This is a genomic window from Salinicola socius (assembly GCF_001937195.1).
In the GTDB taxonomy this organism is placed as follows: domain Bacteria; phylum Pseudomonadota; class Gammaproteobacteria; order Pseudomonadales; family Halomonadaceae; genus Salinicola; species Salinicola socius.
On sequence record NZ_MSDO01000022.1, the window covers coordinates 14,081 to 37,963 of the forward strand.

Here is a 23,883-nt window from a genome sequence, read left to right on the forward strand (position 1 = left end):
TCAGTCAACGCTAAAGTTTCGTTCCTGACAGCCGATCAGGAAACTACCATATTAATGTGCGTCTAATCGGCGCCTGCCGTTGCGATCGGCGTGTTACAAATTGCGCCAGGCAAAGAGAGGTTACATGGCTACCATATCGTCACTAGGGATCGGTTCCGGCCTGGATCTGAGCGGGTTGCTCGATGACCTGGAAGATGCAGAAAAGGAAAAGCTCACACCGATCGTCTCCCAGCAGCAGAGTTACAAGACCAAGCTGTCTGCCTTCGGTGCGCTCGAGAGTTCCCTGAATGCGTTGCGTGATGCCGCGACCGCGCTGAGCGATCCCGAGACGTTCACGGCCGTCACCAGTTCGATGACCGGTGACTCCGTGACCGCGAGCACCACCGGCGATGCCGTGACGGGTCGATATCAGGTCAGCGTTTCTCAACTGGCGCAGGCGCAGTCACTAGCGTCCGGTGGTCACGCCAGCAAAGAGGACTCGCTCGCCATGGCGGGCACTTTGTCGATTTCCGTCGGTAGCGATTCCTTTGATGTGGATGTTGCTGATGGCGATTCACTGGAAGATCTACGTGATGCGATCAATGCGCAGAAGGGTGGGGTGACAGCATCCATCGTCAACGATGGTAGCGATACCCCTTATCGTCTAGTTCTCTCCTCCGATGCCACGGGAACAGATTCCCAAATCACGATCGACGGCGATAGCGATGCGCTCGACAGTGCATTCGGTTTCAACAGTACGGCGACCGGTGGGGGGGCGGGCACTGATGGCATGACGGAGACCGTTGCCGCTCAGGATGCCGAACTGGAAGTCAATGGCATCTCTATAACCAGCCAGTCCAATACGGTCGAAGGGGCGCTCGAGGGCGTCACGTTCAACCTGACCTCGACGACGGAAGGGGCGGAAACGCTCAACGTGTCCAAGGACACGGAGTCGATGACCAAGGCCGTCAAAACCTTCGTCGACGCGTATAACAGCTTCCAGAGTACATCTGACAGCCTGACGTCCTACGATTCCGAGTCGGACACGGCTGGTGTGCTGCTGGGCAACTCGACCATGCGCAGCATCGAATCCAGGTTGCGCAGCGTCCTTAGCTACAGCGATAGCGAAGGGACATTCTCGATGCTCTCGGATATGGGTATCGAACGTCAGTTGGACGGTACGCTGAAAATCGACGACGACAAGCTCAGTGACGCGATCAAGAGCGATAGCGATGCGGTCAGCAAGTTTTTCGCCGGCACCGATGGCAAAAGCGGCCTGGTTGCCAGTATCGACGACACCATGGGGGCGATTCTCGATGACGGTGGTCTGCTGCAGACGGCGATGGATGGTATCGATACCACGCTTAGCCAGCTCGGCGATCGATACACGCGGATGCAGGATTCCATCGACGCCACGGTGGCCCGCTACCGAACGCAGTTCGCCAGTCTGGATTCGTTGGTGTCGCAGATGAACTCGACCAGTAGTTATCTGACTCAGCAGTTCGATGCCCTCAGCGCGCAGACCAAAAAGTAAGAGAGCGATATAGAGATGATGAATATCAGACGTGGTGCTGGGGCGTATGCCAGAGTCGGGGTCGAGTCCGCAGTGATGTCGGCAGATCCGCATCAATTGATCGTCATGCTTTTCGATGGCGCGCAGGCGGCGATCAGCAGCGCTCGTCTGCACATGCAGGACGGCAACCGTTCGGCCAAGGGCCTAGCGATATCCAAGGCGATCGACATCGTCAACAACGGGCTGGCGGCGGCGCTGGATTATGACCGTGGTGGAGAGATCGCCGACAATCTGGGGCGCCTCTACGATTACATCGCGCGCCTGTTGTTGCAGGCCAATCTGCGTGACGATATTGCCCAGTTGGAACAGGCGGCGTCGTTGCTCGACGATATCGGTTCCGGCTGGCGTGAGCTTCGACACGTATCGGCCGAGTTGGCCTGAGGAGTATGAGCCCATGACGTCAGTCTCATCGGTCGTCGAGCAGTACCGCGATCTGCTGGAGGTCTCCGGCCAGATGCTGGCGCTGGCGCGTGAGCAACAGTGGGAGTCGCTCGTTCAGTGCGAGGCCGGTTATCTGGTCTCGTTGCAACGAGTCCGGGCATTGGATCTCGAGCACTCGCTGAGTGACGCCGAGCGTGAGGAGAAGCTCGAGCTGCTCGAGCAGATTCTGACTCAGGATGTCGAGACTCGCCGGCTACTGGATTCTCGGCGCGAGGAGTTGAGCCACCTGATCGGCAGTTCGCGCCGACAACAGGCGCTGGGGCAGGCCTATCAGGCCGGGAGGGGCAGCATAGCTTCGCGGCTGCGCTCGGTGCCGACCGACGATCGACCGTGAGCGGAATCACGCCGATACTCGACACGCTGCTGCATCAGGTTCTCGGCAAGCGGGTCGATCTGCCGGCCGTCCGGGATCAGCCGCTGCCGGTGTCGGCAGCGTCGTCGTCGGACGCTGTGCAACCCGCGCACAGCGACTCGAGGCTGAACCAGCAGGGGGGTGAGAGAATCGGCGCCGCGACTTTCGGCGTCGGGCGTCAAGGCGTATTTTCGCCACCTCCGGTTTCCGGGAGCGGCGCCGCCTCGATCCAACTGCACTTGAGCCATGCCGCGACGGACATCGCCGATATTCTCTCCCGTTTTCCTGCGACTCAGACCGCCTCGATTCGGCCAATGCTTTCGCTGCTGGTCCAATCCGGTGGTGGGGCCGACTCGTTGGCGACGGCGCTGTCGCAGAGCGTGCGCGAGAGCGGCGTCTTCTACGAATCCCATCTGCAGCGCTGGATGTCCGGTCAGTACCCGCGAGCCTCGCTGATGCGGGAGCCCCAGGCCTGGCTTAGCCTGACCTTTCGACCGTCCACGCCGACATCGTTGCTGTCGAATCCCGGATTCCCGCTTTGGATCGATGGCCGGACGGCGCCTCGTTCCGGAAGTGCACCGGGAACTGCTGGCGGGGCACCGGGGGGGCTCGGTGCAATCGCGTCGCCGACGAGCCGCGCCGCCGAAACCGCTGGGCCCATGCCTGCAGGTCGGCTCTCTTCATCCGTTCCGTCATCCGCTTCTGCAGGCAGTGGCGTCGACGGGCGGGCGCAGGCGATGATGGGGGCGGCCGAAGAGCAGCCTTTTTCGATGACCCGTGCTCATCAACTGTCCCAGTCATCCTCGGAGTCGCTCCAGTCGCTGGTACGACATCAGCTTGACCTGATCGCGGCGCCTAATCTGCGTTGGGAAGGTCAAGTGTGGCCTGGCGTACCCATGACGATGCTCCTGACCGAGCTTCCCGTGGATCGTCGCTTCGACGACGGCAGCGAAAGTGCCTTCGATCGTCCTGAGCGGGAGGGAGAAAGTCACGGCGGTGACTGGCGTGCCGAGGTTCAGCTTCGTCTTCCTTCGCTTGGGGTTATCGATATTGTCTTTCTGGCTCGTGGTGAGTCTCCACTGCAAGTGGAGGTCAATCCCGCCGATGAGGCAGCCCGAGCGCAGCTTCGCCAGGAGTTGACGCCATTGCGTGAGCGGTTGGCGCCATTGGGCGCAAACGTGGAGCTGGCGGAGGGGGTGGCGGCGCATGAGTGACGAGGAGGGGGTGTCCGATTCACGTCGCCGGGCGGTTGCCCTGGCCTACAGTGGCGAGCGTACGGACGCGCCGAGGGTGGTCGCCAAAGGGTACGGAAACCTGGCCGAGCGTATTATCGAACTCGCCGATCAGGAGGGCGTCTTCGTCCACGATTCCCCTGAGCTGGTTGCACTTCTGATGCAGGTCGATCTCGACGCTCGTATCCCGGAGTCGCTCTATCAGGTCATTGCGGAACTGCTGGTGTGGATCGGCGAGATCGATAGTTCGATAGCGGCAGAAGTCGACGAATTGCGTTGATTGGGTCCGCGACCATTCAACGATCATGTGTTTTCGTGTATCCCGCCTTGGTCACGCTTCTCGTAACCTGTGTATTCCTGTAAATGATGAAATGTCAATATTAGTAACAATATCATCACTTTAATTTGGTAATGATGGCTACAGGTTTAAAGGGATTCGTTACGGCTCTATATATTTAGTAACAAAACTTGCTTTTTTTCATCAAAAAGTCGCAAAATGCCTCCATCATAAAGTACTGATGTAGCCAGCAGGATGGCTGCAGACGACCGGAGCATTCGATTAACGGATGCCAATAAAACCATGCGCGGGGAATCCAAATCATGCACTCGAACAGTCTTTTGGACGACATCCAGGACCTCAACCTGTCCTATCTTCTGCTCGTTCAGCGTCTGCTCAACGAAGATCGCGAGTCGGCGATGTTCCGGCTGGACCTGAATGCCGACCTGGCCAATGTCATCTCTGGCCTGTCGATCAAACAGTTGACCCAGCTATCGCGGACCAACCAGCTGCTCTGCAACTTGCGCTTCACCGATGCCGACAAGTTGAACCTGCTGATTCACAATCCGCGTGCTCAGGGCCTCGAGCAGACCCATGCCTCGTTGCTGATGGCGGGTTCGAATCGCGCTCGATCTGCCGCGCAGCGGGGGAACTGAGCCATGGCGGACAAGAGCCTCGTCGCCGAAATGCTTCAAGTGCAGTTGGCGATAGAACTGATCGAGCTGGGCGCGCGCCTACAGGTGCTCGAGACAGAGACCGACCTGAGCCGCGGTCGCTTGATCAAGTTATACAAGGAAGTCAAAGGGATGTCGCCGCCCAAAGGGATGCTGCCATTCTCGGCAGACTGGTTCATCACCTGGATGCCGAATATTCATTCGTCGCTGTTCTACAACATCTACCGCCGTCTCAATGGCGAGCTGGGGTGCGCGCGGATGCCGGCATTCGTCAAGGCCTATCGCCTCTATCTAGAGCAGGTCGAACTCGATGGCGCCGAGCCCACCCTGGGTTTGACACGGGCCTGGACGCTGGTGCGCTTCTTCGAGAGCGATCTGTTGCAGCTCTCCCGGTGCAAGGGGTGCCATGGCGATTTCGTGGCCCACGCACATAGTCCTCTGCATGATTACGTCTGCGGCATCTGCCAGCCGCCGTCGCGCGCGGGCAAGACGCGCAAGGCCAAGGCGGCGGCACCTGTCAGGCGTACGTTCACGCCCGTCGAGATGCCGCTGGTACGCCGTCTGGCCGTGTAGTTCGGCGATATCTTTCGAAGCGGGCCTCCATGGCCCGCTTTTTCATGTCTGCGTTATTTTTTCTTTCCCCATCCGTGTCGCCGCATCAAGTCGGCTGTGTCGTTGTCGACGAATCACGCTTTTCTGATATTTCTACCCTCAAGGGTGATGGTCCCGCTGCCGATACAGTCATCAGGTTCGCCACGCACTGTCATCGGGAGCATTTACGTGCTGATTCTATTGGGCTACATCATCGTCTTGGGTAGTGTGTTCGGTGGCTATGTCGCCATTGGCGGCCATCTTGGCGCTCTGGTACAGCCGGCCGAGTTCGTGATGATCATCGGCGCTGCAATCGGCGCCTTCGTGTGCGCCAACAATGGCAAGGCGATCAAGGCAACATTGCGATCGTTTTCCAAGCTCAAGCGTACCAAGCGCTACAACAAGATGATGTACATGGAGCTGATGGCGCTTCAGTACAGACTGCTCACCAAGGCGCGCCGCGATGGCATGTTGGCGATCGAACGCGACATCGATTCGCCTCAGGACAGCGCCATCTTCGCCGATTATCCGACGATTCTGTCGGATCCCATGATCATGGGATTTCTGACCGATTATCTGCGCCTGATGGTCAGCGGCAACATGGATCCGTTCGAGATCGATGCCTTGATGGAGCACGAGATCGAGACCTTCCAGCATGAAGCGGAGCTGCCGGCGCACTCGCTGACGGCCGTCGGCGATGGGCTTCCCGCCTTCGGTATCGTGGCCGCCGTCATGGGTGTGGTGCACGCGCTGGGTGCGGCTGATCAGGGTGCCGGTGTGATGGGACAGATGATTGCACAGGCGCTGGTCGGCACCTTCGTCGGGATCCTGCTGGCCTACGGTTTCGTGACGCCCGTGGCACATCGCATCAATCTCCAGGTTGGAGAGGCGACCAAGATGCTGCAGTGCATCCGCGTCACGCTGATGGCCAGCCTCAACGGACTGGCGCCGCAGTTGGCAGTGGAATTCGGCCGTAAAGCCCTGTTCACCGCCATCAGGCCCTCGTTCAGCGAGCTCGAAGAACATGTGCGCTCCAGCGGACAGACGTTGCGCGGCACGGGGACGGATGGTCCATGAGTAGCGGGGGGGAGCGTCGCCCGCTGGTCATCAAGCGCAAGCGGGTCCAGGCAGCAGGGCACCACGGCGGCTCGTGGAAGATCGCCTACGCCGATTTCATGACCGCGCTGATGGCACTGTTCCTGGTGTTGTGGATCCTCTCCACGGCCACGCCAAGCCAGCTGGAGCATATCGCCGAGTACTTTCGTACCCCGCTGGCGGTGGCCCTGACCGGTGGAGACAAGTCGACGGCAAGTACCAGCGCCATACCCGGGGGCGGTGACAATCCCACCAAGACCGACGGGGAGGTACGCCGGGTGAATGTCCGCGAACAGACTCGATCGAGCGACGAGCAGCGTAATCTGCGTCAATTGCGTGATCGCCTCCAAAGTGTCATCCAGAGCGACCCGCAACTGAGGGAGCTCAGCTCGCAGCTACGGATGGACTTCTCACCGGAAGGATTGCGCGTCCAGATTGTCGATAGTGACAAACGGCCGATGTTCGAGCTCGGCAGCGATCGGCTCGAGCCCTACATGCAGAAGATTCTTCGCCGAATCGCGCCCGTGCTCAACGAGATGCCCAACCCGATCAGTATTAGCGGTCACACTGACGACCTTCCGTATGCCGGCGGAGAGAAAGGCTACAGCAACTGGGAGCTGTCAGCCGATCGTGCCAACGCCTCGAGACGTGAGCTGACGGCCGCGGGTCTGGACCCTGAAAAACTGTTGAGGGTGGCGGGCATGGGCTCGCGTATCACGCTACCGAATACCCTACCCAGCGACGACATCAACCGTCGCATCAGTATCGTGGTGCTGGATAACCGCGCGGCTCGAGCCATCGAACAGCAGGAGCAGGCGCCATTTCCCGCAGCCGATCCGGCCCCTGTCGCTGGAGTCGGCAGGGAAGGCATTGACGTCAAGGTTGCCGAACAGGATTCAGCTGGATGATGAACACAGGATCATGCCCTTCTAGCAGGGCTTCTATGGCGGGTGCTCATGGACATTTCTGATTCCTATGATCGCTGTCCCGCACTATCTCAATCCCTTCCAGTTTGACCGCTAAGCCGCTGATTCAGCGGCTTTGGTTGTTCAGGATCGTTCATTCCTGTATCGCCCAACACCCTCCAAGCCAGAGCGAAAGTGAGTAAGATAGTGAGTAACCTTTAGGCGTTACTCACGGACGGCAATCCCCCTATGGCTCTGACCGACACGAAGATCCGAAAGGCGAAACCGCGCGAGAAAGTCTACCGCATGGCGGACGCCGGCGGGCTCTGCCTGGAAGTGCGGCCCAGTGGATCGAAGATCTGGCGATATCGGTATCGCCTCTTCAACACGCCGAATATGTTCACGGTGGGCGAATACCCGGTCGTCACCCTCGCCGAGGCACGCCAAACGCTCATGTGGGCACGCGGGGTCGTCAGTGAGGGGCGTCACCCGAAAGAGCAACGCACGGCCGACATGCAGGCGCAGCGGCGGGATCGTGAATTGCTCTTCCGTCACGTAGCTGAGGAATGGTTCGAGAAGGGAGCGCGTCACTGGAGCGGTGACTACCACACGAAGATTCGTCGGCTCCTGGATAACGAGGTTCTGCCGCAGTTTGGCGATGAGCCGCTGAAATCACTGAGTGTCGATCGTATCCATGAAGTGGTCAGCGCAATCGACAACCGCGGATCACCGACAACCGCCATCCGAGTACGGCAGACCACCGGGTCCATCTTCGATCACGCGATTATCGGGCGCCTGGTCGACGTCAATCCAACGTTGCCGTTGAAGCGGTCGGTCAAACGCCCACGCGTGAAGAATGCGCGTGCCCTCGAAGCCTACGAGCTGTTCTTCTTGCTCGACGAACTCTCACGCTCACGGTCATATCGCTCGACTGTCATTGCGATGGAACTGCTGATCTACACCATGATGCGAGGCGTCGAGCTACGCCGTGGCGTCTGGTCGGAGATCGACTTCGAGGACAGGCTGTGGCGCATACCGGCCAAGAAAATGAAGATGCGTCGCCCACATCTGATTCCGCTATCGGATCAGGCGCTCGAGCTGTTGCGAGAGCAGCGGGAATATTCTGGCCACGGTAGCGTGATCTTCCCCAATGCGAAGGATCCATCCCGACCGATCAACAACACCACGATCAACGCGGCGCTCTACCGAATGGGGTTCAAGGGGAGTGGGTTTGCGACGCATGGTTTCAGATCAACGGCGTCGACGTTTCTCAACGAAGCGGGGTGGTCGGGCGATGCTGTCGAAATGCAGCTGGCCCATGAGGACGATGACGAGGTACGCGCAACCTACAATCAGGCCAAGTACCTCGACACGCGGCGGGAGATGCTGGTTTGGTGGGCAGAGTTCGTTGATTCGTTGCGGCCGGCACCTTAGCCAGCCGCGTCATTGGGGAGTGACTTACCTTCCGACCATTCACGCTGGCCAGCGATATACCGATCAATGTGTGATGCCCGCCATCGTCGGCTTCCATTGATCAGCGTGCCCGCTGGGAAGCGAGATTGCTTGATCTCGTTGTAGATCTTCGTCCTGCTGAGACTGACCCGATCTACCACGGCAGCGATTTTGATCAGCCTGTCGTTGGGTACGAGATCATCTCCACGTTGGAATGTACTCATCGTTTTCCTCTCGCTCGCCATCGGTTGAATCGGTTCTGGATCAGCCGGAACGTCGCGCCGGCTTGCTGGTTGGTATCGAGTTCCGAGCGGCTGCTAACTTGGCACGCCTTCCGGATCCAGTCGCCGGCGTCCTGCTCGGTGTGGGTGCCGTCCGGCACGTCCGCGCCAAACTTGGCGCGGGCTCGCTGGTCGAGGTAGCGCCTGAACGCTGGGTCACGGCAGAGAATGCCCGCGGCACGGGCGTGGTGCTGGCCGCTCATGATGGCTCTCCCTTGAGCCGAGCGTTTTCTATTTCTAGCGCCTGACATCTGCTGCTGAATTCCTCGCCTAGCTCCAGCGCCTCACGCAGCATGGCGTTGGACGCCTGAAGCTGATTTTCGAGTCGCGTTCCCTGGGTTCGCGCATTGTCGATGGCTCGCGCGGCGTCAGTCAGGTTTTCATGCAACAGCGCCACTTCCTGGCACAGCTCGTCGTAGCTCTTGTTCATCGCCGCATCCCCTTGGCCTTGTGGTCGCGGATGCTTTGGCAGTCGACGCACGTGGTGGCCCACGGCGCGGCCTCGCGCCGGCGCGCTGGGATCTCGACTCCGCAGTCTTCGCAGTCGGGATCGGTAGCCACGCCAGTGGGCAGGCCATACCGAACCAGTGATCGGGCCAGGTCCTGCTCGATGACGGGGCCGGCGTTGTCGGCGATATCAGCCATGGTTGAGCTCCTCGACGGTCTGACTGTCGCGGTAGGCGCAGCGGTGATTGGTGACGGCCTGGCGTAGCGCTTCTTCACTATCGAATGAGACGACCATGGCGTAGCGGTGGCGGGTCTCGCCAGCGTTCGGCGAGAGCACGGCGAGTTCGCCGGCGTCCTGAAGCGTGCCGCGCGGCGCTGCCATGTCGATGCCGTACCAGCGCGGCTTATTGGGATTGGGTAGTCGTTGAGCCATGTCGGTCTCCTTTGTTGTCAGATCCCTTCCGGGAAGTACTCTTGAACGCCTTGCCACTCGGGCAGGGCTTCGGATTTGGCGAACCGGTGAGCCATGGCGCGCACCATGCGTTCCTCGATCTCGACGGATTCCATTTCTTGGCGGACCTCTTCGCTGGCGCGCCACTCTCGATACCGCTTGAGTTGCTCGTCGAGCTCCTCCTGGGTGAGTTCTTTCGGGCTCAAAAGCCCTCTGGGAACGAGGCTTTGGCCGGCCCCCGTGTCGGGGTCCGTACAGTTATTGACACAAGTCCAAGGGTCGGCGGCTTCGCCACCTCCCGAACGGCCGGCCCCTGCAGCGCTGCGCTTGGGCCGAACGTCCCAGCGATACAAGCGGGTGAGGAATTCGGCCGTGCGGCCTTTGTGATCTTTCACTACCAGGCCCTTGGGCACCTTGATCTCGTCGCCGTAACGGCCGTGCTCGACGAAGCTGCGGTTCATCTCGCCGGTGGCGTGGCTGAAGTCGTCGTCTTTATCGCCGGTGCGGAACGCGGGGATGCTCCACGGCTTGATCGGCTGTTCTCTGCGAGGGGTGTTCGGGCCGCCCATCAGGCGGACGAACTGATCCCAGTGGCCGCCCAAAGCAGCGATGCGGATCTGGCGCAGCACGTTGGAGATGCTGGCGCGGGGCTGGGTCGCTTCCTCCCAGCGCTTGAGTTCGTCTTCTTGCTGCTCGGTCAGACGGCGGACTTCGCGCCAGACCGTGACGCTCGGCAGGCCGAGGAATTGGAACTGGCGAATGCCCCACGTCGCTGCCCACGCCTCGATGCGTGGCGCCACATCTGAAAGAGAGTGGCCATAGTTGTCTAGATGATCGCCATCCACGCCGTCGCGGGCGAACTGCTCGCCGTTGATGTTCTTGCTGATGTACTTCGCGACATAGCCAGCGGCCGTGCCTTTCTTACGATCAATGACTTCGAGCTTGAATCGCGCCGTGGTCCTCTGGCCGAAGCGGTCGAACAGCTCTTCCGGTGATTCCGCCTCGGCGTAACTTCGCAGCGTCTCGGTGACGGCTTCGACGTGATCCGGCTGTGCCCACACCAATAGATGCCAGTGCGGGGTGCCGTCGTGGTGCGGCTCGACGACGCGGATGCCATAGATGCCCAGTCCATCGCGAGCAAGTGAAGCGCGGGCTTGTGCCCAGAGCTTTTGTAAATGCTGCTGTGCCTCGCGGGGTGTGCTGCCGTCGTACTTAGGATTGCGCCGCGAGCTGTTCTCCAGCACCGGGTGGAAACGTGACGGCGTGGTGATGGTGTAGAACAGCCCGACATGCCCGAGGCGATCTGCCTCGGCTTCGGTATCGCTGATCCTCAGCATCAGCTCGGCGCGGCGGTGGTCCGGGTTCGCCAGCCCCAGCTCGGCCAATTCGGCGAGCGTGTAGACCTGATCGTTCTGGTTGATCGCTTCGATGGTTTCCAGCAAGGCGCGGTTGCGCACCTTCTGGGAGCGGCGACGCTCGACGGTCAGATCGCTGCAGTAGATGCCGGCGCGCTTATGCACGCGGCGTGCTTCGCGCATGATCTGCTCGATCTGGCGACCGGTGATCCGGCGCAGCTTGCGGCGCCACCACTTGTCACAGCCCAGGCGCGCGAGCTGGGCGGCGCGCTTCATCTTCGGGCTGGGCGGGGTGATGCCATGCAGGCGGGCACGTTCGCGTGCCTGCGTCAGCGCCATCTCATCGGCGACCGCAATGCTCATCACCGGCGCGCGTTTCCACTGGAAAACGGCCATCAGCGGTACGCTGGGTGTCGGCGGCGTCAACGGATTGCGCGCCTGGGCGATCAACAGGGAAAGGTGGCGCGCCTTGGCGGAAATGGTCTCGCCATTCAGACGCGGCAGGTGACGCGGCGGCGGCAACAGGCCGAGGCGCAGCCGGCGGTTATGGCTGGCGATGCTGCCGATCAGCTTGTTGCGGACATCCTCGACACCCAGCGCCTGGGCCTTGGCGTAATCGACCAGCGCGTCATCGTCATGCGTGGCGTTGAGCGACCCGACGGTCAGGCGTTTCTCGACATCGGCCAGCCAGACACACCCGGCCTTCAGGCCATCGATGGTGGTTTTGCCCTGGCGGCGGATCTCGGCAAACGCCCGGCGCAGATCGCTGGCGATGAACTGGAAGCGGCGGAAGATATGGTTCGGCTCGATCAGATCGGCGGTATGACGTGCCAGCCAACGGTTGCCGGCGGCATTGCCGTGACGGCCGGCGACGTGGACGAACCCAGCCGCCAGATCCTCAGCCAGCGACGGCAGGCGATCGAAGAACGCCTGACGCCACTTGAGGCAATCCGGCGTTCCGAACTGGAGAGATTCGTCGATCGCGCTCACTTCGCACCTCGCTCGATCAAATCCAGCCAGTGCAGCGCTTCACGCATGCGGCCAGCGTCCAGCGCCCGGCGGGCATTCGCGGCCAGATCCCGGCTCGGGTGGGCGTGGCGTTCGGTCCCCAAGCGGCTGCCCAGCTGCTGGGCGTAACGGCTCATGCGACCGATGGCGGCGCGGATGGCGTCGCGGTCGTGCTGGCTCATCTGTTCGATGCTGCGCAGGGCGTCGCGGGGTTCCATGCCGGCACTGGCCAGCACTGCTTTACGCTCGGGCGTTTTCAGCTCGGACCAGAGCACCATGAGATCCTGATCGGCCGATCGTGCATGCAGCTCGGCGCGCAGGGCGCCGAAGCCGGCGCGGCCGTCCGGCTGGACGACCGACAGATGCGCTTTCGATGGGGTGACGGACTGAGTGGCAGTCATGGCGATCTCCCGGTTCACTGCATGGGACGCGGTTGGATGACCCGCAGGGCGCCGCGGTCGCGGGCCTGTTCGCGCTGGGCAAGCAGGTCGCCGACCGTGAACGGAATCGGCGTGCCGCCGGCGGTGCGTAGCACGACGACCTGTGCCGTGCTGGCGTCGAGATCGATCCACGCCACCTGATTGAGCGATTCCAGCTCGGCGCTGGCGTGAATGGCGGCCAGCTCGGCGGCGGACTCGGTCAGGTCGTACTCGGTCATCAAAAACTGGGTGCAGTTCTCGAGCGCCGTGGCGCGATCCAGACCCCGGCCGTAGCGCAACAAATAGCCGATGGCCATGTTTTCAGAGTCGAGTCGAGGCGCCCGGCCGGCCATGCGGCCAGCGGGAAGGGTTGCAATGTTCATGGTGTTTCTCCGTCAGGAGTGGTTTGTCATTGGGAGATCAGCCGTGTTAAATCCGCCTGCTCTCTGCCTTCTCTCCGGCCCTGCCCGGTGGTTGGCTGAGCTGGTATGGAAAATCGTTTTCGTCATCCGGGCCGCGTGGTCGTCTCGCGGTTGGGACTTCAGTGCCGGCCTTGATGTGGTAGTAGCCATACCAGCGAGCGCCGCAGATCGGATTCAGACAGTCTGCGTATACCTCGGTGAATCGCTTGTGCGGGCTTTTACTCGTCCGAATCCGGCAGGGTGAGCTGCACGCTTTGCAGGTCCACACGTCTGGTTAACCTCGCTACTCCCTGGCCGATCCACGTACAGCGTGGAGCGGTGCATTTGTCGTAATAGACCTCGCCTTTTTCTTCCGGCAGGTCGCTAGGTACTCGGTGTGTTCTTGCGCCACACACCTCGCAGCGTCGGCGATGTGTCATCTCAGCGCACCGGGTAGAGGGCGCGGGGGCCGCCGACCTTGCGCGTGCTGTTGCGAACGCGGCGACGTGCCAGAAACTCGGACGCCTGATCGATGGTGGCAAGCCCATGCTGCTGACGAACCGCCTCCAGCAATCGCTCATCGGTGGTGACATCAATGTCGATGCAGATCGGTCTGTGATGTGTCATTTGCACCTCGCGTGAGTCAGAGATGACGCTTCAATGAAGCTGGGCTTCGGCACCGAACCCCATCACACTGATCGCATCGAACTCGTGGATGTCGCGGACGCCCAGGCAATCCAGCGCCTCTGTCATCACGAGATAACGAAGCTGCGTTGCCACGGGTAGGCCGTTGATATTGGCGATGGCCTCGACCAGGGCGAACTCCTGTTCGCTCAGGTTCACCTGAACGCGCTTGGTCTTGTTGCCGCGATGGGATGGATACATGACGAATTTCCTTCTTCAGTCAGTGGACGGCTTCGGTGGTTGTGTCTTGCGCCAGGCCCTTGAGCATCAGCATGCGCACGGTGCCGGAAAGCGAGCGCAAATCACGCTCGGCGAGCGCCTCGACCTTGGCGCGTTCTTCCTGGGTCACGATCGTCATGATCGGGCAGTTACAACCGTGCGGAGATTGGCGGCGACGGGTTTGGGTCATGTGATAAGCTCCTAAAGACTTTGAAAGACGGACTAAATAGCGAGGCAGTGATGAGCGAGCATTCGACGAATCCGAAGAGTCACCCCGAACAGGCCGCACACGACATCGTTCTTGAGCTCTGCGGTAGCGGTGCCTTCGCTTCTGCCAACGGCAACCCAGCGTCGAGCAAGGAAGACGGCGAGCGTTTGGCCGAGGCGGTCGTTGCCGCGCATAAGCGGCTCACTGAGCACTACCAGGGGCTGAAGACTGATCAATCCGATTCAGTCCTTTAACCAACGCCTCGGCCAGTTCGGCGGCGTATTCGTCCAACGTGTTCGAGTTGACGAACTGAGGCGCTGATGAGGCCATCGCTTCGAGGAAAGCCCGCTCGGCTTGCTTACGCTGGATTGGGCCGAGCTTCGCCCCTTGAGCTTTTGTCTGGGTAGTCATGGCAGTGACTTCCTTGGCGGCTTAAAGACTGTGAAACGGATCATGGGTCACAATTGTGATCCATGTCAAGCATGGAAGGTTTTCTATTGTCGACCATAGGCGATCGGATTAGACAGGAGCGAGAACGGTTAGGCATGAGTCAGACCGCGTTCGCCACTCTTGGGGGTGTCGGAAAGACGACCCAGATCCACTACGAGAAAAACAACCGGAATCCCGACACCGGCTACCTGTCGGCACTCGAGGGTGCCGGGGTCGATACTGTCTACGTGCTGACCGGTCGCCGATTCGAGACCAGTGGAGCGGGATCGCTTGAGCTGGTAGGCATTGAGAATTCTCTCCCCGTGCCGATGTATGACATCGAAGCGGCAGCAGGGGCGGGGCGGCTGTTCGACGCCGAGACGATAGGTTCGACCTTCTACCTTCCTGCCGAGCTGTTCGAGGCGGAAGGCGTGGACCCGGCCCAGGTGGTCGGCGTGACCGCGCGTGGCGATTCCATGGGCGACACGATCCGCGATCGCGAGCAGGTGCTGGTCAATCGCGCCCAGCGCATGCCGGATGGTGTGTTCCTGCTGCGCATGGACGGTGAGTTACGGCTCAAGCGCGTGCAGCGTGTGGCCGGCGGGGCGTGGTTACTGATCAGCGATAACCCGGCCTACGAGCGGGAACTGATCAAGCCCGAGGATCTCGGCGGGGTGGAGATCATCGGGCAGGCATGGCGGAAGGTGGGAAGGGTTTTTTAATCCACCACCTTTATTTATATAAAAAACAGATTTATGGATCTGCAACGAAACGACAAACCATAAACTGATAACGGGCGAAGACCCGGTGCGTTGGGAAAAGATTTATGAGAATTAATAGCATTATTGTACATGAGTTGGTTAAGGATCAGCACGAGGCTATCCAACCATCCAACTATCGCCAAACCGTTCTGGATCCTGATAACGATTTGGTGGTCAAGCTACTTCAAGGGATCACCGCGATTTATGGATCCCGCTACAACAGTGCTCACTACGGGACTTTTGCGGAAGGGGAAGGGAGAGGGGCTTTTCCAGATACTTTGCTGGCCTATAGTGCAATTGATCAGCCTGACGAGCAACAGTTTATTGCTATAACTATGAGCGCCATGGAGCGCCTATACGACAAAGCTTCTAGCAGCCCCGCCGCTACTGGTGGGTACATGGTCTTTTCTGATTACGTAAGCGAAAATACTCGCTTTTTGTTAATTGCTATGATCAAAAAGACCCCAGGGCTCACCCTAACTGAGGAGCTAGTTCCCGAAGAGCTTGAGCGGCTAGATTTAAAAAAACTTCATCAGGCAGCCCGGATTAACTTTGAGAAGTTGGATCAATATTTGGCGGCGGATGTTGCTGAACGAGATGAGCTGAACTATCTTAGCTTCATAAGTTCGACTTCTTCTGAAAGTGCCTCAGGATATTTTGTTTCAGCTCTAGGATGCTCTGCCGGGACTGCTGCGTCAAAAGCTACAAATAATCTTATCCGAGAGTCTAAGGTTTTCTTCAAAGACAATGATCACCTCCGTGATAACAAAGACGCTTTTGTTTCTGAGCTGGTGTCATATCTATCCGAAAAACAAAGCAATGGAGAATCAGTTAAGCTGTCTGAAATTGGACAACTCGTCCATAGACACATTCCGCCACAATTGGCTGATCAAGCTGATGAAACTGTAAATAACTTCTTGACTCGATTGAATAGTGAAGAGGTTTCCGTTCCATCTGAGTTCCCAGTCAGCAAAAGCGCGCTTAAGAAACATACCCAAATCAAGGGTGATGGTGATAACTGGAAATTTTCTTTCGAGATATCTGCGCTGAGTGATGATGAAGCAGCTGAAATTTACTATGATAGGGACTGTCAGACGCTTACATTAAGCCGCCTGCCTCAAGACATGATAGATCAAATCCTATCGGTTCTCGATGATGACGAGTGATTAGTGATGTCTCTATCGCCTATAGTGTTGTTATATCGCGCTGCTGGATGCCCGCCCTACGAAAAAGGCGGGTTTCACGGAGTTTTAGACTTCGAACAACATCGGTCTTACTTCATTCAGGCCGATAGAGAGCGCGTTGCAAACTTTTTTGAGCTGGTTGTTGACGGAGTAGATTATGACGATCCACGAAGCTTACCTCCTCGCGGAGTCACAATAAGTTTTTTGGCTAAGCCTTCAACTAAAAACGTTAGTACCTTTCATGCGGACATATCTTCTCTAATAGCGCAAGACCCTAAAATAGCTAAGGGGGAAGCCCCTTCAGACTTCTACTTGCTAGAAGAAGATTATTATGATTGTGATGCTGAGCAAAATGATTCTGTAGATCGGCTAAAGAAAGTTTGTTCTTTTGTCAAAGCTTTGTCCTTTCTTGCCCACTACCATGATGAGAAAAGTAAGGGTAACTTCCTGCGTCTCGTTTTTATCCGCCCAGACGAGATTGGTGTTTCCAAGCCAGTGGTACTAGAGACTCATCTTGATTCAGAGATTTTAAGTTCTGTAGCTAAACTGAATCTTGAGCAAATGGATGGTCTCTGTAATTCGAGTGAGGTCGAAGACTCTCATTATCGAGAGCGGATCGGTATATTTGGCAATACGTTAGTCGAGTTTGTGGGGCAGCAAGTTGAGCCAAGAGAAGCTTTTGCACTGCTAGTCAAGAATTGGCGAAAATTCTTTGAGTCCTATCAAAGAAATCTAGCTGTTTATCTCAGCGGGTTTGCATTTCATAAAGCAAAACGTGAGGTCGCTCAAGCTGAAATCGATGTTTCTAGTAAGCTTTCAAAGATTGTAGGTGATATCTCGGGCAAACTATTGAGTATTCCCGTTTCACTGGCTGCGATAGTTGCGATACCGCGATCAGACAACGTTATAATTGGAGCGTTAGTAGTCATCGGTTTGTTGCTTGGCGGCTTTATTGTTTCCCACGTCATACGAAACCAGTCTTCTCAGTTGGCCCGCGTGGTGCACTCTAAGGAAATGATTTTTAGTTCAATCGAGGGGCGAAAAGATGTTTACCCAGAAGACCTGGTTGCGGACATTGATCAGATAAAAGCAGCATTGGACGAGGACGTTGAGCGACTAAAGTCTCTCCTTGTCATTTTTTCTTGGCTCTGTTGGCTACCTTTTACTGTTGCGATGTTAGTACATCTTTACTTCTGCTTTGCTTGGTTTTGTTAAATTCCGCATAATTAGGCGGTTTTGATATATGTGCAGCCGCTTCTCCCTCTACAGCACCTATCCGCGATTCGCTCACCGCATCGGTGAGCTTCGCATCGATGATCCGCCAACGCCGCGTTACAACTTGGCGCCGGGGACGTGGATCCCGTCCATTCGTCGGCAGGCGGACGATCCCCAACTGACGTTCGATTGCGTGTGGTGGGGCTACAAGCCGAAGTGGGCGGGGGAGACAGCGCCGCAGCCGATCAATGCCCGTGTCGAGACGGTGGCCACGTCGAAGTTCTACCAGGCGGCGTTTCAGCGTCACCGGTGCCTGATCCCGGCCGACGGCTGGTTCGAGTGGCTGCCCGGCACCAAACCCAAGCAGCCGCACTTTCTGTGCCGGGAGGATCGGGAGCCGTTCTTCTTCGCCGGTATTTGGACCGAGCGCGCCGACGGCAAGCCGGGTGCCGCGATACTGACCGAACCCGCCCGCGGCTCGGCGGCGGACGTTCACGACCGCATGCCGCTGATTCTTACCGATGAGAGCATCGAGCCCTGGCTCGATCCGGCGCTGACCGATCGCGACACCATCCGTCGCTTCGTGAAGCACGTGCCGGCCGTGTCGTTCACGCATTGGGCCGTCTCGACCCGCGTGAACAAGCCAGGCGAGGGCGATGATGAGGGGCTGGTGAATCCGGCCTAGTATCTCGACGGCGTATCTCTCCCTACCTCACCGCGTAACGCCTCCAGTGCTGCGCGCATCGCATATTCTCGTTACATCCGGATTGGACAGCGGCCAATGGCATTTTCATGTCGCGTTCATGGCAGCCCGATTACGCTTGGCGCCTCATTGGCTAGTTTACGAGAAACCATGGTAGAGAACGCGGTTTTGCTGGTGGCGACCGGCTTTGGGCTGGGGTGGTTACCCTGGGCGCCGGGGACCTTCGGGTCTCTGATTGGCTTGCCATTGGCCTGGTGGCTGTTGGGTTTCTCGCCTGGGCGAAGAGTCGCCATCATGGTGGCGTTGTTGGTCGTGGCCATACCGCTTTGCCACTGGGCTTCCCTGTGGTTGGGAGGCGGGGATGTACCCCAGGTCGTGGCTGACGAGTACTTGGCATTCCCCATCGTCATGATCGGGCTCGCTGCGGGGCGCCGTTGGTGGGTGATGGGGTTGTCGTTCCTGCTCTACCGATTGTTCGATATTACCAAGCTACCGCCTATCGGCCATGTCGAGGCCATCGGCGGTGGCCTGGGAATCGCGCTGGACGATGTGGTGGCCGCTCTCTATGCCTTGCTCGTACTAACCATGGTCATCGCTTTACGGCGTCGGTATCGGGTTGCGTGAACTGGTCTGACAATTTCACGTCACTGTCTATCTCATAGCCGTACCGGCGGTATCTCTTCCCACCTCGTCGTATATCGCGGTGACCGGTGCGCGCAGCGCAGATGCCATGCCGCGCCGGCACTGGGTGTGCCGATTCTGACGGTGCCGCGCCCCATTTTCTGGTTCAGTTCGTCCATCACGCCCATGAGCTTCTCGCTGCGCTGACGCTCGGCGTCACTTTGCTGCGTGCCCAGGAGTGAGAGCTGCTCGGTGCCACGCTCGCAGATATCCATCAGCATCACGCCGCCGTTCATGTAGCGCTTGTTAGGCGCGTGGAGGCGTTCGAGTACCTGGATCGCGGCGGCGACGATCTCGCGGCTGTCGTCGGTGGGGTTGTTCAGTTCGATGATCATGCTGGGGTTGTGCTGGGCGAGATCCTGCCGGTGGGGGTTGGTGCGCAGGAAGACGAGCACCGCGCGACAGAGTGAACCCTGCTTGCGCAGCTTCTCGGCGCTGCGTTGGGCGTGCTGCCGGATGGCTTCGCGGATCTCGCCTTTGTCGTTGGTGAGCCGGCCGAACGATCGGCTGGTCATGATGCGCTCGCGCGCGAAGTCCATGCCGATCATCTCTATCGCGGGCGTTTCCTGCAGCTCGAGCACGGTGCGCTCGAGGGTGACGGAGAAGCGGCGGCGGATCTCTTTGGCGTTCTGGTTGCGCAGGTCCCAGGCGGTGTTGATGCCCATGTTGCCGAGCTTCTCGGCGAGGCGGCGGCCGACGCCCCAAACGTCGCCCAATTCGAAACGCTGCAACAGGCCCTTGGTCTGGGGGCTGTCGGGGTAGAGTACGCAGACGCCGCCGAAGCCTTCGATCTTCTTCGAGGCGCGGTTGGCCACCTTGGCCAGCGTCCGAGTGGGGGCGACGCCGATCGACACGGGGATGCCGGTGTACTGCTTCACCTGCCGGCGGAGTTCCCGGGCGTGGTCCTCGAGCTGGCCGGGGGCGAAGCCGTCGAAATTCACCCAGCACTCGTCGATGGAGTAGGGGTCGATGCCGGCGCTGAATTCTTCCAGCACCGCCTGCACGCGGGTGCTGATATCGCCGTAGAGCTCGTAGTTGCTGGAGAACAGAGTGATCTCGCCGCGGGCGACCTGTTCCTTCAGGTAGTGGGCCGGTGTGCCCATCTTCACGCCGAGCGCTTTGAGCTCGTTGCTGAGCGCGATGACGCAGCCGTCGTTGTTGCTCATGACGCCGACGGGCTTGCCGTTCAGGTGCGGTTTGAACAGCCGTTCGCAACTGACGTAGAACGAGTTGCAATCGACGATCGCGATCATACCGGGAACTCGATGTGGTTCGAGCGCACCACGCCCCAGATCTGCGACTCGACGCCGTTGAGGGGAATCGGCGGGTAGCGGTTACCGCCGGAGCAGAGCAGTTGCCATTGGCCGCGCTCGATCCATTTCTTGACCGTGAACTCTCCCTCGACCAGCGCCAGTACGATATGGCCGGCGCGGGCCGTGATGGAGCGATCGACGATCAGGTAGTCGCCTTCCTGGATGCGGTATTCCTCCATCGAATCGCCCACCGCCTGGAACAGAAACGTCGCGGCCTTGTGCTTGATGAACTTCTCGTTCAGATCCAGCGCGCGGCCGGCGTAGTCCTCGGCCGGGCTGGCAAACCCGGCGATGCCGCAGCGGGCCAGAATATCGGGGCAGGGGATTTCAACACGTGGGGAATCCGGCCGCATGATGCCGATCAGTTTGACGTTGGACATGGTGCATTCGCCTTCCTTTAAAATGCTGTATGGGTATACAGTATTTATTGAAAGGCGGTCACCGGGCAAATGATTCTTTGGTATCCCGGTGGCCGAAAACGGAACGGGGCCGGCCACGACGCGGCCCCGAACGATCATGAAAAAAATGCATACGTGGGGAAACGATGCAGGTTCAGTATCTGGGGCCAGTAATGATGGGGCTGGGGCATCCAGCGTTGACGGGCTATGACCTGAGTAGCTTTCCGGCGAGCTGCTTTGCGGTCGAGCTGAAGGCGGGCGCCGGCTTCGACGGGCCACTGATCGAGGGTGACGTGCTGATCGCGGACGAGGATCGGATGATCGGCAATGAGGATCTGACGATCGCCAAGGTGGAAGGCGAGCACCTGCTGGCGAGGGCGTGGCGAATCGGCGGCCGCGTGCGGCTGATACCGCTGCACGGCCGGGAGTCGCTATTCGCGCGGGAAGAGATGCTGCTGGGCGTGGTGGTCAGCCAGGCGCGGAGGTATGTGGTGTGAGCGGGGCCATTGGCCCCGCTATGCAGGTTAGCGAGATTCGCTCATTTCGTGCTGAGCCGCCATCGCTAGAAAAGCCGATCGGCTAAGGTGGCGAGCCTTTGCCGCGTTGTCGATTTTGGCAACGAGCGATTCGGGCAGGCTGATGTTCACCCGCACGGCTCGGGTATTGACCTTGGATAGATCGATGTCGATCAGCATCCAGTAGCCATCCTGAAAATCCTCGTGGCCCTCCCAGTCTTCTGGCGTCGAGGGCGTGGGGATCGCCATATCTTCCCCATCGAAATGGACTTCGACGGCTTCCTGCGCCATGCGAGGCAGATCCGCCATTTCATCAGCTGCCGAGAAGCAGCCGGGGAAGTCGGGAAAGGTGACGCCATAGGCGGTGTCAGGGTCTTTGTGGATATAGACGGGGTAGAGCATGTGTTACCTCCAGGCCCAACCGGCTTGACGATAGATATTGCGCAGTGTGCCGGTGGCGATGTCTTTTCGGGGATGCGGGACGACAACATGGCCCGGCTTTTCGGGGTGCTTGTACTTCATGTGATCGCCCTTGCCGCCGACGTGTCGCCAGCCCTCGGCTTCCAATCGTTTGATGACGTCTGCGCTTTTCATGTTGTGTATTTTTGCGCAACATTGGTCGCCGGTCAATTCCTCCTCTCGCACTTCATGCGCGTGCCATAGCCGTTGTCATCGAGGTTGTCTTCCACTTGGATGATCGGCCAGCCGCGCCCGTCGATGTTGACCAGTGCTGGCTGCCACCGGTGTCGTTGTTGGGTGCCGGTTTGGCTGCCGCCATCGGTTGATCCCGCCGCACGGCCGGGAGTCGTTGTTTACCAGGAAGAGATGCTGCTGGGTGTGGTGGTCAGGCCGGCGCTGTGATTCTAAAGGTATCTGGTTAGAAGCATTTGCTTACTAAGTTAACTTCAGGTAGCGGCTTGCGAGCCGATATTGCGTAAGCAATTTCTTACACTGGAATACGCCATGCTCTCACGCTTAAAGATCGGTACCAGACTCGGTATCGGGTTCGGCCTCATTCTGCTGCTGTTACTGGCAACCATGGGTGCCGGTATTATCGGCTTGAAGTCAATTCAGGATACTGCCCAGGTCGCGCTCGATCGCGATGTCGCGCTGGGATTCAATGCAGCAAACGTCGAAAAGCAAGCGCTGCAACTTCGGCGTTTCGAAAAAGATACCTTGATCAACATCGCGGATGCCGATCAGGTCAAGAGCTATCGTGATCGATGGATAACGTCTTATCAAAACCTGCTGACAACGCTCGACACGGGGCGGCAGCTAGCACAGACGCCTGCCATTGAGGCGCTCTACCGCGACGGTGCGGAGGCTTTGACGAGCTATGAACGTGGCTACTCCGCGATAGTGCAGCAAATTCAGAATGGCCAACTGACATCGACAGCGAATGCCAACGAGGCACTGGGCGAGTACAAACAGTCGATCTATCAGCTGGAGAAGGTCGCGGCCAGTATCAATGAGACCGTTCAGGAGCGGGTGGCGCAAACTGACGAGACGATCGATGCCCAATACACGACTGCCTTGTGGGCTCTCATCATTTCGGCTCTGGCGGCGTTGGCCCTGGCTAGCATTCTTGCGGTAGTGATAACTCGCGGTATTGTCCTGCCGTTACGGAAGGCCGTCGAGTTGGCGAGGCGTGTGGCGGAGGGGGATTTGACCTCCAGCGTCGAGCCCAAGGGCAAGGACGAGTTGGCGATGCTGCTCGGCTCGATGAATGAGATGCAGCACAATCTCAGCGAGCTGGTGAGCTCCCTTCGTGCCAGCAGCGGGGACGTCTACACAGGTGCCAACGAAGTGGCATCGGGTAGTGTGGACTTGTCAGCGCGTACTGAAGAGCAGGCTGCGGCGCTTCAGGAAACCGCGGCGAGTATGGAGGAGATTACTTCGACGGTTCGCCAGAATGCTGAGTCGGCGACTGAAGCGGATCGGCTATCCGCGAGTGCTGCCAATACGGCGGAGATGGGGAGCAAGGACATTCAGCTCACCATAGAGCTCATGCAGACTATCGCGGGTAGCTCGAAAAAAATCGATGAGTTGGTAGAGGTCATCGATTCTATTGCCTTCCAGACAAATATTCTGGCGCTGAATGCGTCCGTCGAAGCAGCCAGGGCCGGTGAGGAAGGCCGAGGTTTCGCGGTAGTGGCCAATGAAGTCCGGTCTTTGGCAAGCCGTAGTGCGCTTTCTGCCAAGGAGATTCGCTCCACTGTCGCGCTGACTTCAACGCACATCGCTGACGGCGCAAAACAGGCTGAGCGCAGCGGTCAAACGATGGGTGAGATCGTCGAGTCGGTCCGCAAGGTTTCGGCCCTCATGAAGGATTTCTCTTCTGCAACGCGAGAGCAGACTAGCGCCATTGAGCAGGTCAATGTTGCGGTTACCGAGATGGACTCCGTCACACAACAGAATGCTTCTTTGGTTCAGCAGACTAGTACAGCCTCGGCTTCTCTCGAGATTCAAGCGAAGCACCTCGCCAGTCTGGTCGCCAAATTCAAGGTCGATGAGAAATATGGTTCCGCGCCTCCAGTGAAGGAGAATGTTGGGGGAAGTATCGCCAGGCCCAGCGTTGCCTTGCCGGTCAAAGCGCCGAAAACTGCTCGAGAAGTTGAAGAAGAGTGGACCGCGTTCTAA

The 23,883-nt window shown here is 58.9% G+C and carries 33 protein-coding genes; 17 read left to right on the forward strand and 16 right to left on the reverse strand.

Features of this window, described 5'->3' with window-relative positions; all coding sequences use genetic code 11:
- The first annotated feature begins 124 nt into the window (after positions 1 to 124).
- The 10 genes from fliD to BTW07_RS14545 all read left to right on the forward strand — a co-directional run bounded on the left by fliD (position 125) and on the right by BTW07_RS14545 (position 8,553).
- Positions 125 to 1,513 carry a flagellar filament capping protein FliD gene (gene fliD, locus BTW07_RS14500; protein WP_075570895.1) on the forward strand — a complete coding sequence of 463 codons (1,389 nt, stop codon included), beginning with the start codon at positions 125 to 127 and terminating at the stop codon, positions 1,511 to 1,513.
- Between the two features lie 18 nt (positions 1,514 to 1,531).
- The gene (fliS, locus tag BTW07_RS14505; protein ID WP_075571031.1) at positions 1,532 to 1,933 is read left to right on the forward strand and encodes a flagellar export chaperone FliS; all 402 of its coding nucleotides are present in this window, start codon (positions 1,532 to 1,534) and stop codon (positions 1,931 to 1,933) included.
- Between the two features lie 13 nt (positions 1,934 to 1,946).
- Positions 1,947 to 2,327 (forward strand): flagellar protein FliT, encoded by a 381-nt coding sequence (gene fliT / locus BTW07_RS14510; protein WP_075570896.1) that lies wholly within the window; start codon positions 1,947 to 1,949, stop codon positions 2,325 to 2,327.
- A complete protein-coding gene (fliK, locus tag BTW07_RS14515) occupies positions 2,324 to 3,559 on the forward strand; it encodes a flagellar hook-length control protein FliK (protein WP_075570897.1) in 1,236 nt (411 codons plus the stop codon). Before fliT ends, fliK begins: the two co-directional genes overlap by 4 nt.
- The gene (locus BTW07_RS14520) at positions 3,552 to 3,857 is read left to right on the forward strand and encodes an EscU/YscU/HrcU family type III secretion system export apparatus switch protein (RefSeq protein WP_075570898.1); all 306 of its coding nucleotides are present in this window, start codon (positions 3,552 to 3,554) and stop codon (positions 3,855 to 3,857) included. Before fliK ends, BTW07_RS14520 begins: the two co-directional genes overlap by 8 nt.
- A gap of 320 nt (positions 3,858 to 4,177) precedes the next feature.
- Positions 4,178 to 4,510 carry a flagellar transcriptional regulator FlhD gene (gene flhD / locus BTW07_RS14525; RefSeq protein ID WP_075570899.1) on the forward strand — a complete coding sequence of 111 codons (333 nt, stop codon included), beginning with the start codon at positions 4,178 to 4,180 and terminating at the stop codon, positions 4,508 to 4,510.
- Positions 4,511 to 4,513: 3 nt separating this feature from the next.
- Entirely contained in the window at positions 4,514 to 5,101 is a 588-nt protein-coding gene (gene flhC / locus BTW07_RS14530) for a flagellar transcriptional regulator FlhC (RefSeq protein ID WP_075570900.1), read from the forward strand.
- Between the two features lie 207 nt (positions 5,102 to 5,308).
- A complete protein-coding gene (gene motA / locus BTW07_RS14535) occupies positions 5,309 to 6,196 on the forward strand; it encodes a flagellar motor stator protein MotA (protein ID WP_075570901.1) in 888 nt (295 codons plus the stop codon).
- The gene (gene motB, locus BTW07_RS14540; protein ID WP_083941901.1) at positions 6,193 to 7,122 is read left to right on the forward strand and encodes a flagellar motor protein MotB; all 930 of its coding nucleotides are present in this window, start codon (positions 6,193 to 6,195) and stop codon (positions 7,120 to 7,122) included. Before motA ends, motB begins: the two co-directional genes overlap by 4 nt.
- A gap of 246 nt (positions 7,123 to 7,368) precedes the next feature.
- On the forward strand, positions 7,369 to 8,553 hold the full coding sequence (locus BTW07_RS14545; RefSeq protein ID WP_075570902.1) for a tyrosine-type recombinase/integrase: 1,185 nt from the start codon (positions 7,369 to 7,371) through the stop codon (positions 8,551 to 8,553).
- On the opposite strand, the gene BTW07_RS20340 is transcribed toward BTW07_RS14545, so the two are convergent.
- The 12 genes from BTW07_RS20340 to BTW07_RS14610 all read right to left on the reverse strand — a co-directional run bounded on the left by BTW07_RS20340 (position 8,550) and on the right by BTW07_RS14610 (position 14,455).
- Positions 8,550 to 8,816, reverse strand: a complete 267-nt coding sequence (locus BTW07_RS20340) for a helix-turn-helix transcriptional regulator (RefSeq protein ID WP_425272040.1) — start codon at positions 8,814 to 8,816, stop codon at positions 8,550 to 8,552. The two genes, BTW07_RS14545 and BTW07_RS20340, sit on opposite strands and share 4 nt — an antisense overlap.
- A complete protein-coding gene (locus BTW07_RS14555; protein ID WP_075570904.1) occupies positions 8,792 to 9,055 on the reverse strand; it encodes a hypothetical protein in 264 nt (87 codons plus the stop codon). Before BTW07_RS14555 ends, BTW07_RS20340 begins: the two co-directional genes overlap by 25 nt.
- Complete coding sequence (locus BTW07_RS14560) at positions 9,052 to 9,282, reverse strand: hypothetical protein (protein ID WP_075570905.1); 231 nt, start codon at positions 9,280 to 9,282, stop codon at positions 9,052 to 9,054. The genes BTW07_RS14555 and BTW07_RS14560 overlap by 4 nt, the downstream gene beginning before the upstream one ends.
- Positions 9,279 to 9,497 (reverse strand): TraR/DksA C4-type zinc finger protein, encoded by a 219-nt coding sequence (locus BTW07_RS14565; protein ID WP_075570906.1) that lies wholly within the window; start codon positions 9,495 to 9,497, stop codon positions 9,279 to 9,281. Before BTW07_RS14565 ends, BTW07_RS14560 begins: the two co-directional genes overlap by 4 nt.
- Positions 9,490 to 9,732, reverse strand: a complete 243-nt coding sequence (locus BTW07_RS14570) for a hypothetical protein (RefSeq protein WP_075570907.1) — start codon at positions 9,730 to 9,732, stop codon at positions 9,490 to 9,492. The genes BTW07_RS14565 and BTW07_RS14570 overlap by 8 nt, the downstream gene beginning before the upstream one ends.
- Positions 9,733 to 9,749: 17 nt before the next feature.
- Entirely contained in the window at positions 9,750 to 12,095 is a 2,346-nt protein-coding gene (locus BTW07_RS14575; RefSeq protein ID WP_075570908.1) for a replication endonuclease, read from the reverse strand.
- On the reverse strand, positions 12,092 to 12,514 hold the full coding sequence (locus BTW07_RS14580; RefSeq protein ID WP_075570909.1) for a hypothetical protein: 423 nt from the start codon (positions 12,512 to 12,514) through the stop codon (positions 12,092 to 12,094). The genes BTW07_RS14575 and BTW07_RS14580 overlap by 4 nt, the downstream gene beginning before the upstream one ends.
- 14 nt (positions 12,515 to 12,528) lie before the next feature.
- Positions 12,529 to 12,915, reverse strand: coding sequence for a hypothetical protein (locus BTW07_RS14585; RefSeq protein ID WP_075570910.1), 387 nt, complete (start codon positions 12,913 to 12,915; stop codon positions 12,529 to 12,531).
- A 459-nt stretch (positions 12,916 to 13,374) separates the two neighbouring features.
- Positions 13,375 to 13,560 (reverse strand): hypothetical protein, encoded by a 186-nt coding sequence (locus BTW07_RS14590; RefSeq protein ID WP_075570911.1) that lies wholly within the window; start codon positions 13,558 to 13,560, stop codon positions 13,375 to 13,377.
- Between the two features lie 30 nt (positions 13,561 to 13,590).
- A complete protein-coding gene (locus BTW07_RS14595; protein ID WP_075570912.1) occupies positions 13,591 to 13,818 on the reverse strand; it encodes a hypothetical protein in 228 nt (75 codons plus the stop codon).
- 19 nt (positions 13,819 to 13,837) lie between these two features.
- Positions 13,838 to 14,026: a hypothetical protein gene (locus BTW07_RS14600; RefSeq protein ID WP_075570913.1), complete on the reverse strand. Its 189-nt coding sequence runs from the start codon at positions 14,024 to 14,026 to the stop codon at positions 13,838 to 13,840.
- Positions 14,027 to 14,245: 219 nt separating this feature from the next.
- Positions 14,246 to 14,455, reverse strand: coding sequence for a hypothetical protein (locus tag BTW07_RS14610; RefSeq protein WP_075570915.1), 210 nt, complete (start codon positions 14,453 to 14,455; stop codon positions 14,246 to 14,248).
- A gap of 71 nt (positions 14,456 to 14,526) precedes the next feature.
- Between BTW07_RS14610 and BTW07_RS14615 the strand changes: the two genes are divergently transcribed.
- From BTW07_RS14615 to BTW07_RS14635, 5 genes are all read left to right on the forward strand, one after another.
- A complete protein-coding gene (locus BTW07_RS14615; protein ID WP_279626542.1) occupies positions 14,527 to 15,195 on the forward strand; it encodes an XRE family transcriptional regulator in 669 nt (222 codons plus the stop codon).
- A 104-nt stretch (positions 15,196 to 15,299) separates the two neighbouring features.
- Positions 15,300 to 16,400 carry a nucleoid-associated protein gene (locus tag BTW07_RS14620; RefSeq protein ID WP_075570917.1) on the forward strand — a complete coding sequence of 367 codons (1,101 nt, stop codon included), beginning with the start codon at positions 15,300 to 15,302 and terminating at the stop codon, positions 16,398 to 16,400.
- Positions 16,401 to 16,406: 6 nt separating this feature from the next.
- Complete coding sequence (locus BTW07_RS14625) at positions 16,407 to 17,633, forward strand: hypothetical protein (RefSeq protein ID WP_144076915.1); 1,227 nt, start codon at positions 16,407 to 16,409, stop codon at positions 17,631 to 17,633.
- Between the two features lie 28 nt (positions 17,634 to 17,661).
- Positions 17,662 to 18,318, forward strand: coding sequence for an SOS response-associated peptidase (locus tag BTW07_RS14630; RefSeq protein ID WP_075570919.1), 657 nt, complete (start codon positions 17,662 to 17,664; stop codon positions 18,316 to 18,318).
- A 168-nt stretch (positions 18,319 to 18,486) separates the two neighbouring features.
- Entirely contained in the window at positions 18,487 to 18,960 is a 474-nt protein-coding gene (locus BTW07_RS14635) for a phosphatidylglycerophosphatase A family protein (RefSeq protein ID WP_075570920.1), read from the forward strand.
- A gap of 32 nt (positions 18,961 to 18,992) precedes the next feature.
- Here BTW07_RS14635 and BTW07_RS14640 read toward each other — a convergent pair whose 3' ends face one another.
- Both BTW07_RS14640 and BTW07_RS14645 read right to left on the reverse strand, forming a co-directional pair.
- Positions 18,993 to 20,270 carry a Y-family DNA polymerase gene (locus BTW07_RS14640; RefSeq protein ID WP_075570921.1) on the reverse strand — a complete coding sequence of 426 codons (1,278 nt, stop codon included), beginning with the start codon at positions 20,268 to 20,270 and terminating at the stop codon, positions 18,993 to 18,995.
- A complete protein-coding gene (locus BTW07_RS14645) occupies positions 20,267 to 20,710 on the reverse strand; it encodes a LexA family protein (RefSeq protein WP_083941905.1) in 444 nt (147 codons plus the stop codon). The genes BTW07_RS14640 and BTW07_RS14645 overlap by 4 nt, the downstream gene beginning before the upstream one ends.
- 164 nt (positions 20,711 to 20,874) lie before the next feature.
- Here BTW07_RS14645 and BTW07_RS14650 point away from each other — a divergent pair, with 164 nt between their 5' ends.
- Positions 20,875 to 21,225, forward strand: coding sequence for a LexA family transcriptional regulator (locus BTW07_RS14650; protein WP_144076917.1), 351 nt, complete (start codon positions 20,875 to 20,877; stop codon positions 21,223 to 21,225).
- A 27-nt stretch (positions 21,226 to 21,252) separates the two neighbouring features.
- Here BTW07_RS14650 and BTW07_RS14655 read toward each other — a convergent pair whose 3' ends face one another.
- On the reverse strand, positions 21,253 to 21,645 hold the full coding sequence (locus BTW07_RS14655; RefSeq protein ID WP_075570923.1) for a type II toxin-antitoxin system HicB family antitoxin: 393 nt from the start codon (positions 21,643 to 21,645) through the stop codon (positions 21,253 to 21,255).
- 3 nt (positions 21,646 to 21,648) lie between these two features.
- Entirely contained in the window at positions 21,649 to 21,837 is a 189-nt protein-coding gene (locus BTW07_RS14660; protein WP_075570924.1) for a type II toxin-antitoxin system HicA family toxin, read from the reverse strand.
- Positions 21,838 to 22,206: 369 nt separating this feature from the next.
- Between BTW07_RS14660 and BTW07_RS14665 the strand changes: the two genes are divergently transcribed.
- On the forward strand, positions 22,207 to 23,883 hold the full coding sequence (locus BTW07_RS14665) for a methyl-accepting chemotaxis protein (RefSeq protein WP_075570925.1): 1,677 nt from the start codon (positions 22,207 to 22,209) through the stop codon (positions 23,881 to 23,883).

Bases quoted from the DNA above. Each gene is read 5' to 3' on its own strand.
- BTW07_RS14585 (WP_075570910.1), bottom strand. From the start codon at position 12,915: ATGAACATTGCAACCCTTCCCGCTGGCCGCATGGCCGGCCGGGCGCCT.
- fliT (WP_075570896.1), top strand. From the start codon at position 1,947: ATGACGTCAGTCTCATCGGTCGTCGAGCAGTACCGCGATCTGCTGGAG.
- BTW07_RS14610 (WP_075570915.1), bottom strand. From the start codon at position 14,455: ATGACTACCCAGACAAAAGCTCAAGGGGCGAAGCTCGGCCCAATCCAG.
- flhD (WP_075570899.1), top strand. From the start codon at position 4,178: ATGCACTCGAACAGTCTTTTGGACGACATCCAGGACCTCAACCTGTCC.
- BTW07_RS14565 (WP_075570906.1), bottom strand. From the start codon at position 9,497: ATGGCTGATATCGCCGACAACGCCGGCCCCGTCATCGAGCAGGACCTG.
- BTW07_RS14545 (WP_075570902.1), top strand. From the start codon at position 7,369: ATGGCTCTGACCGACACGAAGATCCGAAAGGCGAAACCGCGCGAGAAA.
- BTW07_RS14635 (WP_075570920.1), top strand. From the start codon at position 18,487: ATGGTAGAGAACGCGGTTTTGCTGGTGGCGACCGGCTTTGGGCTGGGG.
- motB (WP_083941901.1), top strand. From the start codon at position 6,193: ATGAGTAGCGGGGGGGAGCGTCGCCCGCTGGTCATCAAGCGCAAGCGG.
- BTW07_RS14665 (WP_075570925.1), top strand. From the start codon at position 22,207: ATGCTCTCACGCTTAAAGATCGGTACCAGACTCGGTATCGGGTTCGGC.
- BTW07_RS14660 (WP_075570924.1), bottom strand. From the start codon at position 21,837: ATGAAAAGCGCAGACGTCATCAAACGATTGGAAGCCGAGGGCTGGCGA.
- BTW07_RS14555 (WP_075570904.1), bottom strand. From the start codon at position 9,055: ATGAGCGGCCAGCACCACGCCCGTGCCGCGGGCATTCTCTGCCGTGAC.
- BTW07_RS14520 (WP_075570898.1), top strand. From the start codon at position 3,552: ATGAGTGACGAGGAGGGGGTGTCCGATTCACGTCGCCGGGCGGTTGCC.
- BTW07_RS14600 (WP_075570913.1), bottom strand. From the start codon at position 14,026: ATGACCCAAACCCGTCGCCGCCAATCTCCGCACGGTTGTAACTGCCCG.
- BTW07_RS14560 (WP_075570905.1), bottom strand. From the start codon at position 9,282: ATGAACAAGAGCTACGACGAGCTGTGCCAGGAAGTGGCGCTGTTGCAT.
- BTW07_RS14655 (WP_075570923.1), bottom strand. From the start codon at position 21,645: ATGCTCTACCCCGTCTATATCCACAAAGACCCTGACACCGCCTATGGC.
- BTW07_RS14580 (WP_075570909.1), bottom strand. From the start codon at position 12,514: ATGACTGCCACTCAGTCCGTCACCCCATCGAAAGCGCATCTGTCGGTC.
- BTW07_RS14625 (WP_144076915.1), top strand. From the start codon at position 16,407: ATGTCTCTATCGCCTATAGTGTTGTTATATCGCGCTGCTGGATGCCCG.
- BTW07_RS20340 (WP_425272040.1), bottom strand. From the start codon at position 8,816: ATGGCGAGCGAGAGGAAAACGATGAGTACATTCCAACGTGGAGATGAT.
- flhC (WP_075570900.1), top strand. From the start codon at position 4,514: ATGGCGGACAAGAGCCTCGTCGCCGAAATGCTTCAAGTGCAGTTGGCG.
- BTW07_RS14595 (WP_075570912.1), bottom strand. From the start codon at position 13,818: ATGTATCCATCCCATCGCGGCAACAAGACCAAGCGCGTTCAGGTGAAC.
- BTW07_RS14645 (WP_083941905.1), bottom strand. From the start codon at position 20,710: ATGTCCAACGTCAAACTGATCGGCATCATGCGGCCGGATTCCCCACGT.
- BTW07_RS14650 (WP_144076917.1), top strand. From the start codon at position 20,875: ATGCAGGTTCAGTATCTGGGGCCAGTAATGATGGGGCTGGGGCATCCA.
- fliS (WP_075571031.1), top strand. From the start codon at position 1,532: ATGAATATCAGACGTGGTGCTGGGGCGTATGCCAGAGTCGGGGTCGAG.
- BTW07_RS14630 (WP_075570919.1), top strand. From the start codon at position 17,662: ATGTGCAGCCGCTTCTCCCTCTACAGCACCTATCCGCGATTCGCTCAC.
- fliD (WP_075570895.1), top strand. From the start codon at position 125: ATGGCTACCATATCGTCACTAGGGATCGGTTCCGGCCTGGATCTGAGC.
- BTW07_RS14620 (WP_075570917.1), top strand. From the start codon at position 15,300: ATGAGAATTAATAGCATTATTGTACATGAGTTGGTTAAGGATCAGCAC.
- BTW07_RS14615 (WP_279626542.1), top strand. From the start codon at position 14,527: ATGGAAGGTTTTCTATTGTCGACCATAGGCGATCGGATTAGACAGGAG.
- BTW07_RS14570 (WP_075570907.1), bottom strand. From the start codon at position 9,732: ATGGCTCAACGACTACCCAATCCCAATAAGCCGCGCTGGTACGGCATC.
- BTW07_RS14640 (WP_075570921.1), bottom strand. From the start codon at position 20,270: ATGATCGCGATCGTCGATTGCAACTCGTTCTACGTCAGTTGCGAACGG.
- BTW07_RS14590 (WP_075570911.1), bottom strand. From the start codon at position 13,560: ATGACACATCACAGACCGATCTGCATCGACATTGATGTCACCACCGAT.